This window comes from Gordonia sp. w5E2 (assembly GCF_036540975.1).
GTDB lineage: Bacteria > Actinomycetota > Actinomycetes > Mycobacteriales > Mycobacteriaceae > Gordonia > Gordonia jacobaea.
The window spans coordinates 1,565,293-1,581,001 of the sequence record NZ_CP144213.1 but is presented as its reverse complement, the minus strand read 5'-3'; the positions used below and the strand labels follow the sequence as shown (position 1 = coordinate 1,581,001).

Sequence of the window (15,709 nt, the reverse complement as noted above, 5' to 3'; positions counted from 1 at the left end):
AGATGTTCAGCGTACCGGGGTTTTTGCGAGCAATTGACGAGCCCCGCCGCCCGACTTGGCACCCAGCAATCGCGATACCGAATCGAGGCGCTCCTGCGGCGGTTCGTCGACGTCGACGACCATGGTCTTGCCAATCTGCGCCTCGGCGTCGGCGAAGCCCGCGTACTGGGGGTCGCCGGTGAGGGTGTACAGCAGAAATCCCGTGGTCATCGCACGTACGGTCGAATGAGACTTGCGGTCGACCGCAGCGAATCCGAGTAGCGACTTGACCGAGGGCCGCTCGACGATGCCCGCCCGAGTCGCCTTGGGGATGGTGCGCAATGACACATCGCCCGCATAATCACGAGCCAGCGCGAGCCCGTTGGCGTCGACGTTGTCGAGATCTCCGGCCCCGGTCAGCAGCAGACACGGAGCAGTTGCGGTCTTCGCGGCCTGCGGCAGCGCTTGCGTGGTCGGAGCCGGAAACAGTGCGACGACGCCGCGCACGTCCCGTGCTTCCTGCCCGAGTAGTTGCTGATCACCCGCGGCGATGACGGCCGCGGACGCACCGAAACCGTGCCCGACGAACCCGATGCGGTCTCGGTCGACGGTGATCTCTCCGGTGCCGAGCGAGTAATTGCTGACGATCGACGCCGCCGCGCGCATCTGTGCCGCCAGCGCGATGTCGGAGGCCATCACACGCTTCTGATCGTCGGGAGCCGCGACGACGATCCCCCACGACGCCAAGTGATAGAGCAGCGAGCGGTAGCGGTCGGCACCGGTGAGCCACCCGTGACCGAATGCGATAGCCGGATACCGACCGGCGTCAGCCGGCGTGAAGACGAGACCGGGCATTCCGACGATGCCGAGGTCGCCGCGCAACACCTTGTGCGGACCTCGTCGAGCAAGCTGCTTGGACAACTTGTCGGGAGACTTCGTGGAGACGCGCTTTTTCCGGGCCACGTTGCTCAGCCTATGTGGTCACACCGCCCGAAAGCGCCTCAGGGGGAGAATGCGGACTTGCGTCGGCCAGATCTGCGGGCAGCAGCAGCCGAGGCACCGCATCGGCCTCGTCGGCGTCGTCGACGAGTTGGTCGCGCATCCTGGCCGTCTGCGTTCCCGACCGTCGTCGATGCTCGGCCAGAGTCCTCGCCAACTCGGCCTGCGTTGCGGTGAACTCACGCGACGCGCCGACGATCGATTCGGTAGCGCCGCGAGCGATGGCGTCGATCTGATCCGCGAGGCTCATTGGTCTCCTGCCAGTGCCAGGTCTGCGCCCGAGTCGACGTCGTGGTGCGACGTCGCGGGCGGTTGGGCAGCGGGCGCCGTGTCGGTCGGGGCGGGGCTGTCGGGTTTTGCACCGTCGCTGTCGGGGTGAGCACCGTCGGGTTGCGGCAGGGTGAGCGGAACGTCGACGTTCTCGTGCTCGACGGTGCGATCGGACGGCTGGACTTCCCGCTCAGCACCACTGTCACTCCCATTGCCACTGCCACTGCCACCTTCGTCACGATCGCGTAGCACCGGCGGGTGGCCTGAGAGGTCAACCGACATCTGGTGCGGTGCAGGGTGATTCACGTCCGATCGGCCGTGTCCGCGATCGGGATACGTCTCGACATCCAGTCCCTCGGTCGCCCGGTTGAGCGTGTGGAGGATCTCGTCGAGCGTGCGGACCGTCGTGTCGGCGGTGTCGAGAAACAGGCGCACGCGCGAGGCGATGTCTGCCGCCACGAGCGAGAGCGGCACCGCCCCGGTGAGGACCGCTGCGGGCAACTCGGCGATCGGGACGCCCGCGATGATGGGACAGGAGCAACGCGCGACCGTGACGTACCAGGTCCGCAATAGTCGATCGATGCCCGACGCCGCACTGTTCGTCGACTCCGACACGGTGCGCAGCACACCGAGATCCGACTCTGCGCGACGCTGATGTGCGACGAGCAGCGCGGTCGTGGCGTCGCCCGATGCGCCCGACCACCCGTCGTCGAGCCTGATCTGCTGCTCGGGCAGCCAGTGCAGTTGATCGGCCACCGCGCGATGTGCTGCCGCGAGCCGATGCGCATCGTCGGCGAGTGCGGCGACGTCGAATTGTCCGATGCGCGCCAACGGTTCTCGCAGCTCGTCGTCGGCGGGAACGTCGACCCCGAGTGATCGGCCGACACCCATCAGCGAGATCAGGTCGTCGACGCTCGCGATCGCCTGCTCGCGTAGGACCGGCAGGCTGTCCAGCACCTCCCCCATCGCCCGCGTCACTCGCCCGCTCCAGCCCGGTTCACGGTCGCCGAATCGCCGTCAACGGTTCGGCGGATGACATGCGTGAGCTCGGCATCGGCGTCGTCGAGGCTGGTGATGCCGCGTTCGAGTGTGTCCGCGAGATCGGCCGCAGCGACGGATTGGGCCCGGAGTCGTTGTGCGAGATGGTTTCCCATCGCGATGTAGCGTTCTGCGAGGGTCGCGTACGCCTCGCCGGAACACCACGTACCGAAGGCGGCCGACTCCATGTCGGATGCGGCGGCGCCGACGACCAGCGACGCACGCCGATAGAACGAGACCACCCCGTGCACCTGATCGAGGTCGACGCGGAGACGCTCTCCCGCCGCCTGCGAACTCACTTCCGACACAGTCCCACCCCGTCTGCCGCCCGCGCTGTCGAGATAGCGCCGGGCACCTCGTCGGGCTGCCCGATATGCGGCTATCTACGTGTGGCGTTGAAGTCTAGACGGTGAGAATGCGCCGCGGGTTCCATGTTCGCCGAGATTTCTGAGCGCAGCCGAAGACTGCTCGGCAGCAGTCGCAGTCGACGAGCTCGCAGAACGCTACGACAAAGCGATTCCGTGCCGCTCCACGGCGTCGACCAGGGCTGTCGGGCGTTGCTGCGGCGGCACGTCGTGTACGAGCTCGAAGGCGCTGCCGATGCGCGTCGCCCCGCCGTCGGCTTCGGAGCTGTCCCCGATCATCAGGGCGTCGTAGCCGGCGACACCGAGCTCGTCGAGGGCGGCCTCGAAGATCCTCGGATTCGGCTTGATCGCGCCGACCTCGTAGGACAGTGCGTACGCGTCGACCAGATCGCGCAGACCCACGCGCTCGAGCACTTTGCGCACGTCGAAGGCGATGTTGCTGACGATGCCGACCGGAACACCCGCCGCCTTCAGGCCCCGCAGTACCGTCGCGGTGTCGTCGAACGGCTCCCACGACGCGGGGTCGAGCACCCGTTCATAGAGCGACTCCGCCTGGCCGGGAACCGACAGTCCCGATGCCCGCAGAATCGCCAGATATGCACGACGATGCTCGGCCGGATCGAGATCTCTTCTCTCCCAGGAGATCCGATCGTCGTCTTCGACGGCGGCGGGAAGTCCGACGGGCTGGGTCATCCGTCGGATGAGTTCCATCTGGTGGTCGAGGTGCAGCGGTTGACCGTTCTCGTCGTGGAGGTCGGCAAACCATTCGGGCTGGTCGGTGAAGCGGAACAGCGTCCCGGAGAAGTCGAAAAGGACTGCTTTGGGAGTGCCGCTCAACGTGTCACCGACGTCCCGACGCCAACCGCGCCGACGCGCCTGCTTCGGCGACGACCGACGCAATCCGCTCGGCGATGCCGTGTGCGAGCTCGGGAGTCGGTGCCTCGACCATGACGCGGACGAGTTGCTCGGTTCCCGAGGGGCGCAACAGAACTCGTCCTGTCGATCCCAACTCCTGCTCGGCCGCCTCGACGGCGTCGCGCACCGAGTCGGCGATCGCGACCGCGTGCTTGTCGGTGACTCGAACGTTGATGAGTTCCTGCGGCAGCACGGTGACGATCGACGCGAGTTCGGCCAGACGCTTGCCCGACCTGACGATCTGCCCCATCAGCAGCAACCCGGTGAGGATGCCGTCGCCGGTCGTTCCCGCCTGCGGGTAGACGATGTGACCGGACTGCTCACCACCGAGCGAATAGCCTCCGCGTCGCAGTTCCTCGAGCACGTATCGATCGCCAACAGCGGTGGTACGCACCTCGATTCCCGCTTCGCGCATGGCGATGTGCAGACCGAGGTTGCTCATGACGGTAGCGACCAGCACGTCGTCGACGAGTCGGCCGCGGGCATGCAGTGCGGTGGCCAGAATGGCCATGATCGCGTCGCCGTCGACCAGTTGTCCGGTCGAGTCGACTGCGAGGCAGCGGTCGGCGTCGCCGTCGAACGCGATGCCGAGGTCTGCGCCGTGCTCCAGCACTGCCGCCTGCAACTTCTCCATGTGCGTCGAGCCGCAGTCGGCGTTGATGTTGATGCCGTCGGGTTCGGCGTGGATGGTGGTGACGGTGGCACCAGCGCTGGCGAACACTTGCGGACCCACTTGTGCCGCAGCACCATTCGCGCAATCGACGACGACGTTGAGTCCGTCGAGTCGCGCGTCGATGGCTGCGGCGAGATGCGCTGCGTAGCGAGCACCGGCGTCGGGCGCCTCGCGCAGACGGCCAACGCCCGCACCGGTGGGATGGGGAACGTCGCCGGAGGTCATCACGGCTTCGATCCGGTCCTCGACGTCGTCGTCGAGCTTGTGCCCGCCCGCGCCGAAGAATTTGATGCCGTTGTCGGGCATCGGATTGTGCGACGCCGAGATCATCACACCGAACGTCGCGTCGTAGTCGCCGGTCAGGAAGGCGACGGCGGGCGTCGGCAGCACGCCGACGCGGATGGCGTCGGCGCCGACCGAGGCGAGTCCGGCACAGACCGCGGCTTCGAGCATCTCGCTCGACGCGCGCGGATCACGACCGACGACCACCTGGGGCCGAAAGCCCGTGGTGCTGTCGCCGGCTGATGCGGTGTCGCCGGTTGTGGAAAGGTCTCCGAGAACGACCGCGGCGGCCGAGGCCAGGCGCAACGCCAACTCTGCGGTGAGTTGGTCGTTGGCCAGGCCTCGGACGCCGTCGGTACCGAAAAGGCGTGCCAAGTCAGCGCTTGGAGTACTGCGACGCCTTGCGGGCCTTCTTCAGGCCGTACTTCTTGCGCTCGACCGCACGCGGGTCGCGAGTCAGGAAGCCGGCCTTCTTCAGTGCCGGACGATCCTCAGGGGTGACCTCGATGAGGGCACGGGCGATCGCGAGACGCAGCGCACCGGCCTGGCCCGAGGGGCCGCCGCCGACGAGCTTGGCGTAGATGTCGAACGACTCGGTGCGCTCGACGGTCACCAGCGGAGCCTTGATGAGCTGCTGGTGAACCTTGTTGGGGAAGTAGTCCTCGAGGCTGCGGCCGTTGAGGGTGAATCCACCCGAACCGGGCAGCATGCGGACGCGGACCACGGCCTCCTTGCGGCGACCGACGGTCTGGATCGGACGGTCGATGACCACGGGACCACGATCGATGGTGACCTCGGCGGCAGCGGGTGCCTCGGTGTCGTAATCGTCTGCGGCCTGCTCGAGCTCGACAGCGGCCTCGACGGCAGCTTCGACAGCGCCCTCTGCGGCAGCGGTGTTCTCACCGGCAGCGGCCTGCGCCTCGGCGGCGTTCTCGACTGCGTTTTCCACAGCCTCGTCGCTGATGTTCTCGTTGCTCACTGGGCCACCTGCTTGATTTCGAAGGGAACGGGGCGCTGGGCCGCGTGGGGATGGTTCGGGCCTGCGTACACCTTGAGCTTCGAGGCCATTGCGCGGCCGAGCTTGGTGTGGGGCAGCATTCCCTTGATCGCCTTCTCGACGACCCGCTCGGGGTGCGAGTCGAGCAGCTCTGCGGTGGTCTGCACCTTGAGGCCACCCGGATGTCCGGAGTGCCGGTAGTTCAGCTTGCGGTCAGCCTTGTTGCTGGTCAGCGCAACCTTCTCGGCGTTGATGATGATGACGAAGTCGCCGCCATCCATGTGGGGTGCGTAGGTCGGCTTGTGCTTGCCGCGGAGCAGGTTCGCGCTCTGCACGGCCAGCCGGCCGAGCACCACGTCGTTGGCGTCGATGACATGCCACGTACGCGTGATGTCACCGGCCTTCGGGGTGTAAGTAGGCACAGGTGGTCCTCAACTCTTATGTCGATGGTGCTGGTCAGGAGCGCAGACGGAGACGATTCCCGGCGACCAGTGGGGACCCGGGGCTCTGCTACCTTGCTCCGTGCAGGAGCGAAGGTGTCACGCACCAGCGATTCAGAGTACGCGACGCCGCAGGTCAGGGTCAAAACGCGGCCGGTGGCATCACGGGACGATCCGCACCGTCGACACAGCCCGTGCACAGTGGGCGTCGACCGATTCTCCCGCAGAACCGGCCTGGCACCCGATACTCACCTGAAGGTCGTCGTCGACCAGCACGTACCAGCGGATCGCCGACCCCGACGCCGGCGCCTCGCGGTAGGCGATCACCTCGCGATCTCCGAACCTCGTCGACGCCGAGAACTCACTCACCACGTCGTCTCCACGCTGACTGATCCGGTTGCGCAGACTGTTCGCCACCGAGTCGAGCGTCGACGCCGACCGGACGTCGCTCTGCACGAGGAGTATCCGGCCACCGGACCCCGGATCGGTGAAGACACTGCGGGTCTGGCCCTCGCCACGATCGGTCGGATCGCCGGGCATCGGCGGTGCACTGTGATGCCAGGCGGCGGGCACCGAGAGCGTCGTGCGCCCGACCACGGCGTCGCGGTATGCCGGGCCCTGTGGCGCGTGGTGTCCCCATCCGACGACGCCGAGCACCACCAGACCGACGACCAGCGCGGCACAGCATGCGATCGGCAGTCGGTACCGCCGCGCGAACGACTGGCGTGCACGTGTGTCCTCCGGTTGAGCACCCACCGCCTCGGGTAGCGGGGCAATAACCGTCGTCCGTGCTCCGTGCCGACGGACAAGTCCCCGATCGACCGGCACGACTCGTCCGGCGACGGTGTGCGCGCAGATCTCCTCGATCGCGGCGCGTACCTGATTCCGGTCTGCGCCGTCGACGAATACCGCCTCGATCGAGTCGTCGATGAGCTCGACGATCTTTTCCCCCGCCTGCGCATCGCCGTCGACAGTAATGACCCCGCTGCGCTCGATCGCCCATCCCGCGGAGGTGCGAACCATCCGCGCAACATCCCAGGTCGGTGGCACCGTGTCGGCCGGATAGCTCGGCCGGTGTGTCGTCTCGACGACCACGCAGTTGCCCATCACGGTGTCGCTGTGACTGCGGGCCACGAGAACAGCGCGCGGTATCAGGCTCACGGGCGGGTGCATACCTGCCGCCGCCCGGGAGAGAACTCCGCACCGCACCGACCCCCAGGTGCTGGGGTGGCCGATCAGGATGGGTCTGCCGCTCACGCTGCGAGCGATGTTCCACAACACCTCACGCCACAGCTCCGCGACATCACGCGACGCGCCGGCCACGGTCACCACGGCCGCGTCGATGTGGTCGAGCAGGAAGGTGACATCGGAGAGCTCCGGCCAGGTCATGGTGTCGACGACCGCCTCGCCGTACGCAAGATCGACGACGACCGGCGGGGCCGTCGGTGCGGCCGGTGCGAGCAGTTCCCGCGGGATCGCGACGCTCACTGATCCGCCTCGAGGGACACCTGGATCATCTCCTGCGGCCTGACCCGCGACACGAGTTCTCCGCGGCCGGGCACGAGCTGCTGCATTCTGGATCGACCGACGATGTAGCCCTCGTCGCGGTCGCCGCTCATCAGCAGCACGTCGCTCGACAGGTCCTTCAGGCGGGCGATCACCGGATCGAACATCGCCCGACCGACACCACCAGACCGACGTGCGAGCACGATGTGCAGTCCGATATCGCGGGCGTGCGACGCCATCTCGACCAGCGGTTCGATCGGATGTCGCGCGCCGGTGGCCACCATGTCGTAGTCGTCGATGATGACGTAGATGTCGGGGCCCGACCACCAGCTACGTTCCTTCAGCTGCTGCACCGTGAGGTCTTCCGGTGGCAGCCGATCACGGAAGTAGCCCGCGAGCTGGGTCATCATCGATCCCGCGTTCTCGGTCGAGCTCGCATAGCCCGCGAGATGATCGCCCTCGATGATGCCCAGCATGGTCCGACGGAAATCGACGAGGACGATCTTGACCTCGTCGGGCGTCGAATTGCGCACGAGCCCGTTCACGATCGTCCTGAGCACGTTGGTCTTGCCGTGTTCGACGTCGGAGAACACCATGAAGTGCGGCTGCACGCCGAAGTCGAGGATGACGGGAGCGAGCTCGAGTTCGCCGACGCCGATCGCTACCTGGTTGGGCGCCAACGTGATCGACGACGCCGCCAACAACTCGTCGACGCGCTCACGCGTGATCTCGGTGCCGAGTTTGCGAACCGGCATTGCTTGCCGGTCGGCCCCGTAGATGGTCTGCAGCTTCTCGGCGGCGTGAGCGACGCCTGCGCGTAGCGATTCCGACGAGGAGACCCCGTCGAGCCTCGGCAGCGCGATGAGCATGTGCAGCTCCTGTGCGGTGAGTCCGCGTCCTGGTCGATTTTGCGGCACCGATGCCGCCACGCGCCTGCCCATCGTCGAATCGCTGGGGTCGCCGAGCCGCAGTTCGATCCGACTGCCCATCAGGTCGCGCATCGCCGGCTTGACCTCTGCCCATCTCGACGCCGCGATGACGACGTGGACTCCATACGAGAGTCCCTGTGAGACAAGCGTGCTGATCTGTTCGTCGAGGAAGTCGAATTCGCCGCGGAGCACCGCGATGCCGTCGAAGACGAGGAACACATCGCCGTGCCGGTCGTCGCCGAGAGGGTCGTCGTCGGCGAGGATTCCGGTGGCGAACCACTGCGACCGACGCGCGCGGAAATCCTGCATCGACTCGATTCCCAAGCGCGCGAATAACAATTCGCGACGGCGCAGGATCGCCGACACCTCGGCGACCGTGCGACGCACCGCGTCGAGGTCGCCGCGCGAAGCCACCGACCCGACGTGCGGGACACCGGTCAGACCCGCGAGGCTGCCTCCACCGAAATCGAGGCAGTAGAACTGAACCTGCTCGGGCGTGTGCGTTGCCGCCATCGACATGACCAGAGTCCGCAGCGTCGTCGACTTGCCCGATTGCGGGCCACCGACAACCGCGACATTGCCTGCGCCGCCGGACAGGTCGAGCAGGAGCAGGTCGCGACGCTGGTCATACGGGCGGTCGACGATGCCGACGGCAGCGACGAGATTGCCTGGTGCGGTAGCCCGGTTCACGTCCCAACCGGTAAGTGCATCGACTGTCGGCGACTCGTCGAGCGGCGGCAACCAGACACCGTGCGCCGCGGGTCCGTGTCCGGCAATCCTCCCGACAAGTGTCTGCAGCAACGTCGGAACCCCGACTCCGACGACGTCGGCACCGACGTTGCCGTTGTCACCGGAATCGCCCGACGCGCTTCCGTCGACCGCGTTCATGCCTGCAGTGCTCGCGTCGACGGCCGGCGGCTCCTCGTCGAGCAGCGCCAGCGCGGCATCGAGTACCGAACCTTGCTGCGCCACTGAGTAATCTGCCCCGCCGTAACCTGCCCCGCCGTAATCTGCACCGTCGTGGTCCGCGCCGTCGAGTGGCACCGGCAACGCCGAGAACAATTTCATCGTGGCGCGCGGACGGTCGGGGTCCTCGTCGATCTCGTCGAGGTAGGCAGACGGCGAGTGATAGGCCCCTGACACGTACGAGGTGTTGAACCTGATCGGTTCGGCGCTGTCACATTTGAGGTATGCAGAGCCCGGGACGCTCGGCAGATGGTAGGCGTCGGGAACGCCGAGCACCGACCTCGACTCGTTGGCCGAGAAGGTCTTCAGCCCGATGCGATACGACAGGTGACTGTCGAGACCGCGCAGCTTGCCCTCCTCCAACCGCTGCGAGGCCAGCAGCAGATGGATGTGCAGAGAACGCCCGAGCCTCCCGATCGCTACGAACAGCTCCGCGAAATCGGGCTTCTGGGAAAGCAATTCGGAGAACTCGTCGACGATGATGAACAGCGCTGGCATCGGCTCGAGACGCACACCCGACGCGCGCGCACGCTCGTACTCGGCGACGTTGGCGAAGTTTCCCGAGGCACGAAGCACCTCCTGGCGACGAGTCATCTCACCGGAGAGCGCGTCCTTCATCCGATCGACCATCGCCAGCTCTTGTTCGAGGTTGGTGATGATCGCCGCGACGTGTGGCGCCCATTCGAGCCCCAGGAACGTCGCCCCGCCTTTGAAGTCGACGAGCACCAGGTTGAGTTCGGCGGGCGAATGGGTCGCCAACATCGACACGACAAGCGTGCGCAGAAACTCGGACTTCCCCGAACCCGTTGCGCCGATGCACAATCCGTGCGGCCCGGTTCCGCCGTGTGCGCTCTCTTTGATGTCGAGTTCGACGGGGGTTCCATTCGGTTGGAAACCGATCGGAACACGCAGACGATCCTTACCCGTCCGTCCGCGCCATTCGACAGCTGGATCGAATCGGGCAACATCGTCGATGCCGAGGAGAGCGGGCAGTCCCGGGTCTCCCGCCGTGGCTTCGGAGTCCAGGTTGGCCAGGCTCGCCGCGGTTGCCACATGATAGCGAGCCAGTCTGCGTGCAATGGCCTCCGCTTCGGCGATCGTCAACCCATCCATGTCGGCGAACTCCTCGATGCCGACAGCGCTTCGCGCACAAACCTTTCCGCCGCGAATCGTCAGCTCGAGTCCGCGTCTCGCCGCGAGGCCGTCGGGCGGGGCGGACAGATCGAGAACGGTCACCTGTTCGGTACCGGCATCGTTGATCAGCCGCTCGTCACCGGCGACGTGGCCGTCGTCGATGATCACGACGAGGTGCGCTCGACCGGCGACGGGCGGCGCGGATCTGCTGAATCGACCGCGGTCGAGTAGTTCCGCGGCAAGCGACGTCTCCAGATCAGCCAGCGACTCGAAAATCATGCGCATCGGCCCCAGTCCGTCACGGAGGCTCGGATGTCCCACGTGAGGAAGCCATTTCGTCCAGTCCCACGCCTCGCCGACGGGGTCGGAGGTGACGATCGCAATCCGCAGGTGGTCGGGCCCGTGGAACACACACAGCTCTGCGACGAGGGCGCGCACCACGTCGCGTGTCTCCCCGCGCACGCCGCCGATGTTGACTGCCGGAAACCCGCGCAGGGAGATCGACGTCGGCAATCGGTGAACGACGGAATGTGTTCGGACGAAACGGCGTAACGCCACCATCGAAACGGGCTCGAGGTCTTCGGGTGGCCCGGTCTCTGGCGGCATCAGGCGTGTCGCGAGCCCGTGCGCGCCCACACCGATCCGGACGTGTGCGAAGTCGGCATCGGATGGCCGTCGTTCCCACATCCGGCGCGTACCGATGAGCGTCGGGAGTGCGCGCGGGTCGGGATGACTCCAGGTCAGCGCTGCGCGCTGCGCGTCGACGGTGTCGCGGACCTGTTCCCGCAGTTGTCCGAGGTACCTGAAGTAGTCCTTGCGCTCCTCGTTGAGCTCCGCGGCGCGCTTACCCCCTCCCCGACCACCCGCGGCGAACATGCCGAACATCGACATGAGCATCATCAGCGGAAACATCATGAACAGCGGGTTGCTGAGAATGTTGCGACCGCCGGTCGCGAACATCAACGCCAGCATTCCGATGACCGCGACGACCATGACGACCGGAAGCAGCTTCATCAACAGGTTCCCGGGGACCACACGGGGAACGTCGGGCGGGGGCGCGATCGTCAACTCACCGCCGGGGGTACGCGGCATGGCGATCCGCGCACGCCGCACGAACCCCTCGGTCGTCGAAGCCAACTCATCTCCCCCACAGAACCCGGACACACGCTGCGCCTCATGGCTTCTAGCCCTGTTGAGACTTGGCTGGTCGTCGATGTCGTAGTTCGCTATGTTAACTCCCAACCGCGGGGAGAACGGACAAACATGACATCTGTGGACACGTCGAGGACGGGCGGGGGCAGCCCGGTCGGGGGCGGGCTGGTCGGGGGCAGCTCAGCCACCGAGCGCAGCGCCGGCCGTACGACGTCGATCGAGCCGGCACTCGTGCGAGTGTCGGTCCTCGGCGGCAACACCCAACTCGACGTCGGGCTCCCCGCTGCCGTGCCGGTGGCAGTGCTGATCGGCGAACTCGTCGCCCAGATCACCTCACGCATCCCGGTCCAGCGCGACCAGGACGACCCCGACGTCGGCCCCTCGACGCAGCCACCCGACCGCCATCACCGTTGGACGCTCGCACTCGTCGGACAGCAACCGCTCGCGCCGAACCGAACGTTGTCGGAGTCAGGTGTTCGCGACGGCGACCTCCTGATGCTGCAGTCGGTCGACACCGGCGAATCGCCTGTGCTGTTCGACGACGTCGTCGACGCCGTCGCACGACTCAACGATTCGGTGTTCGCGACGTGGTCGCCGACCGCCGCGCGCTACAGCGGATACGTCGCGACCTTGGTGGCCACACTGGGTGCAGCCACATCGCTCGGCCTCACTCGACTCGGCGGAATGGGAAGCACGACAGCAATATTCGGTGCGATCGCGGCGCTGGCATTTCTTGTCGCCGCCGCGGTTGTCGCGCGACACTACGACGACGCGCCGTCGGCAACCGTGCTGTCGGCGTCGGCCATGCCATTCGCATTCGTCACGGGCCTGTTGACGCCTCCCGGCACCTTCGGCGCCGCCCACCTGGCGCTGGGGTGCGCGCTGGTCTTGCTCGCCGCTGTCGTCTCGTATCGCGTGACCGCGGTCGGGCCGGTCACCCACAGCGCGCTGACCACTGCCGCCGCGCTGGCAGGCGGTGGAGCAGTCCTGGCGCTCGTCGCAGACGGCGTGGGTGTCGAGAAGGTGTCGGCGGTCGTGGCGGCAGTCGGCCTGTTGACCGTGTGCACCGCATCGCGCGCGACGATCCTACTCACCAAACTGCCTGTGCCACCGGTACCGACGGCGGGCGCACCGATCGACCTCGACGTGTTCGAACCGACGCCTGCGATCGAGGGGATCGGCGCTATCGGTGCGATTGCGCTACCCAAAGTCGATGCGCTCGAACGACGCTCACATCTCGCCAACGCGTATCTGACCGGGATCATCGGCGGCGCAACCACTGTCACCGCAATAGCAGCATGTGGTACAGCCGCTCCCCTCTCGGGATTCCACGTGATCGCGGTCACATACGCGATCGTCATCGGTCTGGTCCTGTGCCTGCGTGGTCGCTCGTACAGCGACCTCGCGCAGGCGGCAACACAGATCGCCGGTGGCGCGTTGACGGTGATCGCGGTCTTCGTCGGACTCGCGGTGGGCGATCCGTCGCCGTGGGCACTCGTCGGGTTCGGCGTCGCAACGGCACTGGCTGTCGTTGCCGTGATCGTCGGCAGACTCGCTGCGGCTCATGACTTCTCACCGATGCTGCGGCGCAGCGCAGAACTGTTCGAGTATGCGTTGCTGCTCGCGGTCATCCCGTTGCTGCTGTGGATACTCGACCTTTACCGCATCGTGCGGGAGTTCTGACGTTGGCGCGCGCACGCGCATGGTCTGTTGTGGCGGCGATGGTCTCGTGCGTCGCGGTGCTCGTATGCTCGAGTGAGGCTCCGGCGCTTGCGGTGACACCACCGATCATCGACGCCGCCGCGCTGGTCAGATCTGCACCCGTGGCACCGCCCGAAGCCACAGAGCAACGCACGCTGTGTGCCACACCGATTGCCGCAGAAGCGTATTCGTCTGCGACGGGTGCGCAGGCGATGATGCGGCTGCCGGACGCCTGGCGATTCAGCAGGGGCACCGGACAGCGCGTCGCGGTGATCGACACCGGCGTGAGCCCGAGTCGACGACTCCCCCGGCTGACCGCGGGTGGCGACTACGTGTCGACCGGCGACGGTTTGTCCGACTGCGACGCACACGGCACACTCGTCGCGGGCATCATCGCGGGCGCGCCGAGCAGCACCGACGCCTTTACCGGCGTGGCACCCGACGCGTCGATCATCTCGATTCGTCAGTCGAGTACAGCGTTCGGCGCCAAGCGTTCTCGCGGTTCCGACGATCCGAACGTGGGAAGTGGATACGGCTCGGTCCGCACGCTCGCCAACGCGGTGGTCCGCGCCGTCGACCTCGGCGCAACGGTCATCAACATCTCGGAGGTGGCGTGTGCCGCCGTAGGGTCCAAGCTCAACGACCGATCGCTCGGCGCCGCAGTGAGATACGCGCACACGCGCGACGTCGTTGTCGTCGTCGCCGCGGGCAATCTGACGCGTGATTCGGCATGTTCGAGTCAGAATCCGATCCCCAGCGGAGACGACCCGACGGGCTGGCGTTCGGTCTCGATGATCGCGAGCCCCGCATGGTTCTCGCCGTATGTGCTCACGGTCGGCTCCGTGGACGCGGGCACCGGCGCTCCCAGCGATTTCAGCATCAACGGACCGTGGGTGTCTGTAGCGGCACCGGGAACCGACGTCGTCAGCATCGACGGTTCGGGTCGGGTCGTGTATGCGCAGCAGGATCAGTCGGGTCCAATCCCCTTGCGCGGCACCAGCTTTTCGACCGCCTACGTGAGCGGCCTCGTCGCGCTTGTCCGTGCTCGATACCCGCGACTGACCGCCGCCGCGGTCATCGATCGTGTCACCAGAACGGCCCACGCGCCGGGTAACGGTCGCGATACCCGTATCGGATTCGGAGTCGTTGACCCCGTCGCGGCGCTCACCGCAGAACTCGACGACACCCCGCGCGCCGACGCCGTCGCACATCCGATCGCAGCGCCACCGTCACCACCGCCGCCCGATCACACCGCTCGCAACGTCGCCCTGCTCGGCACGGGAGCGGCCGCGGTGCTCATCATCGTGGTTCTCGCACTCGCGCTGCCACATCGACGCACCCGCACGCTCAGTCCGGACGAGTACTGACTCGCCGGGAGTACAACAGGCGTCGGCTACTTCGACGACGTCCGCGCGGGCCGCAACTCGCGCGGCAGTGCGAACGTCAGCGTCTCCTCGGCGGTGTTGACCTTCTCGACCGTGTTGTAGCCGCGCTCGGCGAGGTAGTCGAGCACTCCGCGCACCAAGACCTCGGGCACCGACGCACCGGAGGTGACGCCGACAGTCGAGACGCCATCGAGCCACGAGTCGTCGATCTCGCGGGCGTAGTCGACAAGGTGGCCGTCCTTGGCGCCGTTCTGCACCGCGACCTCGACAAGCCGCACCGAGTTCGACGAGTTCTTGGACCCCACCACGATCACCAGATCGCACTGCGGAGCCATCGCCTTCACCGCGACCTGGCGGTTCTGCGTGGCGTAGCAGATGTCGTCGCTCGGCGGGTCGTTCAGAAGGGGGAACTTCTCCCGCAGCCGCCGCACGGTTTCCATCGTCTCGTCGACCGACAGTGTGGTCTGCGAGAGCCAGATCACCTTGGACTCGTCGCGCACGGTCACCTTGTCGACGCTGTCGGGGCCGTCGACGATCTGGATGTGCTCAGGAGCCTCGCCGGAGGTTCCCTCGACCTCTTCGTGGCCCTCGTGACCGATCAGCAGGATGTCGTAATCGTCGCGGGCGAAGCGCTTGGCCTCCTGGTGCACCTTGGTGACCAGCGGACAGGTGGCGTCGATGGTCTTGAGACTGCGGGCCGCAGCCGTGCGATGCACCTCCGGCGACACCCCGTGCGCGGAGAAGACGACGATCGCACCCTCCGGTACCTCGTCGGTCTCGCCGACGAACACGGCGCCACGCTCGGTGAGCGTGTCCACGACGTGCCTGTTGTGAACGATCTCTTTACGCACGTAGACCGGTGCTCCGTGCTTGTCCAGGGCGCGTTCGACGGTCTCGACCGCACGGTCGACGCCCGCGCAGTAACCACGCGGCTCGGCCAGCAGGACACGCTTGGGTTCAGACATGGTCTCCAGGGTA

At 66.7% G+C, this 15,709-nt stretch carries 13 protein-coding genes; 2 read left to right on the top strand and 11 right to left on the bottom strand.

Going from position 1 to position 15,709, the window contains the following annotated elements:
- Positions 1-6: 6 nt before the first annotated feature.
- From RND64_RS07210 to eccCa, 10 genes are all read right to left on the bottom strand, one after another.
- Positions 7-942 carry a dienelactone hydrolase family protein gene (locus tag RND64_RS07210; protein ID WP_049699618.1) on the bottom strand — a complete coding sequence of 312 codons (936 nt, stop codon included), beginning with the start codon at positions 940-942 and terminating at the stop codon, positions 7-9.
- Between the two features lie 10 nt (positions 943-952).
- Positions 953-1,228: a hypothetical protein gene (locus tag RND64_RS07205; RefSeq protein WP_049699619.1), complete on the bottom strand. Its 276-nt coding sequence runs from the start codon at positions 1,226-1,228 to the stop codon at positions 953-955.
- Positions 1,225-2,226 (bottom strand): hypothetical protein, encoded by a 1,002-nt coding sequence (locus RND64_RS07200; RefSeq protein WP_053117476.1) that lies wholly within the window; start codon positions 2,224-2,226, stop codon positions 1,225-1,227. Before RND64_RS07200 ends, RND64_RS07205 begins: the two co-directional genes overlap by 4 nt.
- Complete coding sequence (locus RND64_RS07195; RefSeq protein WP_235434391.1) at positions 2,223-2,585, bottom strand: hypothetical protein; 363 nt, start codon at positions 2,583-2,585, stop codon at positions 2,223-2,225. The genes RND64_RS07200 and RND64_RS07195 overlap by 4 nt, the downstream gene beginning before the upstream one ends.
- Positions 2,586-2,789: 204 nt before the next feature.
- Positions 2,790-3,488: an HAD family hydrolase gene (locus RND64_RS07190; protein ID WP_049699810.1), complete on the bottom strand. Its 699-nt coding sequence runs from the start codon at positions 3,486-3,488 to the stop codon at positions 2,790-2,792.
- 4 nt (positions 3,489-3,492) lie between these two features.
- A complete protein-coding gene (gene glmM, locus RND64_RS07185; protein ID WP_049699622.1) occupies positions 3,493-4,896 on the bottom strand; it encodes a phosphoglucosamine mutase in 1,404 nt (467 codons plus the stop codon).
- Position 4,897: 1 nt separating this feature from the next.
- Positions 4,898-5,500 carry a 30S ribosomal protein S9 gene (gene rpsI / locus RND64_RS07180; protein ID WP_053117479.1) on the bottom strand — a complete coding sequence of 201 codons (603 nt, stop codon included), beginning with the start codon at positions 5,498-5,500 and terminating at the stop codon, positions 4,898-4,900.
- A complete protein-coding gene (rplM, locus tag RND64_RS07175) occupies positions 5,497-5,940 on the bottom strand; it encodes a 50S ribosomal protein L13 (protein ID WP_049699623.1) in 444 nt (147 codons plus the stop codon). Before rplM ends, rpsI begins: the two co-directional genes overlap by 4 nt.
- 180 nt (positions 5,941-6,120) lie before the next feature.
- Entirely contained in the window at positions 6,121-7,446 is a 1,326-nt protein-coding gene (locus RND64_RS07170) for a type VII secretion-associated protein (RefSeq protein ID WP_083444409.1), read from the bottom strand.
- A complete protein-coding gene (gene eccCa / locus RND64_RS07165; RefSeq protein WP_049699624.1) occupies positions 7,443-11,630 on the bottom strand; it encodes a type VII secretion protein EccCa in 4,188 nt (1,395 codons plus the stop codon). The genes RND64_RS07170 and eccCa overlap by 4 nt, the downstream gene beginning before the upstream one ends.
- 126 nt (positions 11,631-11,756) lie before the next feature.
- Between eccCa and eccD the strand changes: the two genes are divergently transcribed.
- Positions 11,757-13,328, top strand: coding sequence for a type VII secretion integral membrane protein EccD (gene eccD, locus RND64_RS07160; protein ID WP_053117482.1), 1,572 nt, complete (start codon positions 11,757-11,759; stop codon positions 13,326-13,328).
- A gap of 2 nt (positions 13,329-13,330) precedes the next feature.
- A complete protein-coding gene (gene mycP / locus RND64_RS07155) occupies positions 13,331-14,713 on the top strand; it encodes a type VII secretion-associated serine protease mycosin (protein WP_414652008.1) in 1,383 nt (460 codons plus the stop codon).
- Between the two features lie 26 nt (positions 14,714-14,739).
- Here mycP and RND64_RS07150 read toward each other — a convergent pair whose 3' ends face one another.
- Entirely contained in the window at positions 14,740-15,696 is a 957-nt protein-coding gene (locus RND64_RS07150; protein ID WP_049699815.1) for a 4-hydroxy-3-methylbut-2-enyl diphosphate reductase, read from the bottom strand.
- Positions 15,697-15,709 lie beyond the last annotated feature (13 nt).

Bases quoted from the DNA above. Each gene is read 5' to 3' on its own strand.
- eccD (WP_053117482.1), top strand. From the start codon at position 11,757: ATGACATCTGTGGACACGTCGAGGACGGGCGGGGGCAGCCCGGTCGGG.
- RND64_RS07205 (WP_049699619.1), bottom strand. From the start codon at position 1,228: ATGAGCCTCGCGGATCAGATCGACGCCATCGCTCGCGGCGCTACCGAA.
- RND64_RS07150 (WP_049699815.1), bottom strand. From the start codon at position 15,696: ATGTCTGAACCCAAGCGTGTCCTGCTGGCCGAGCCGCGTGGTTACTGC.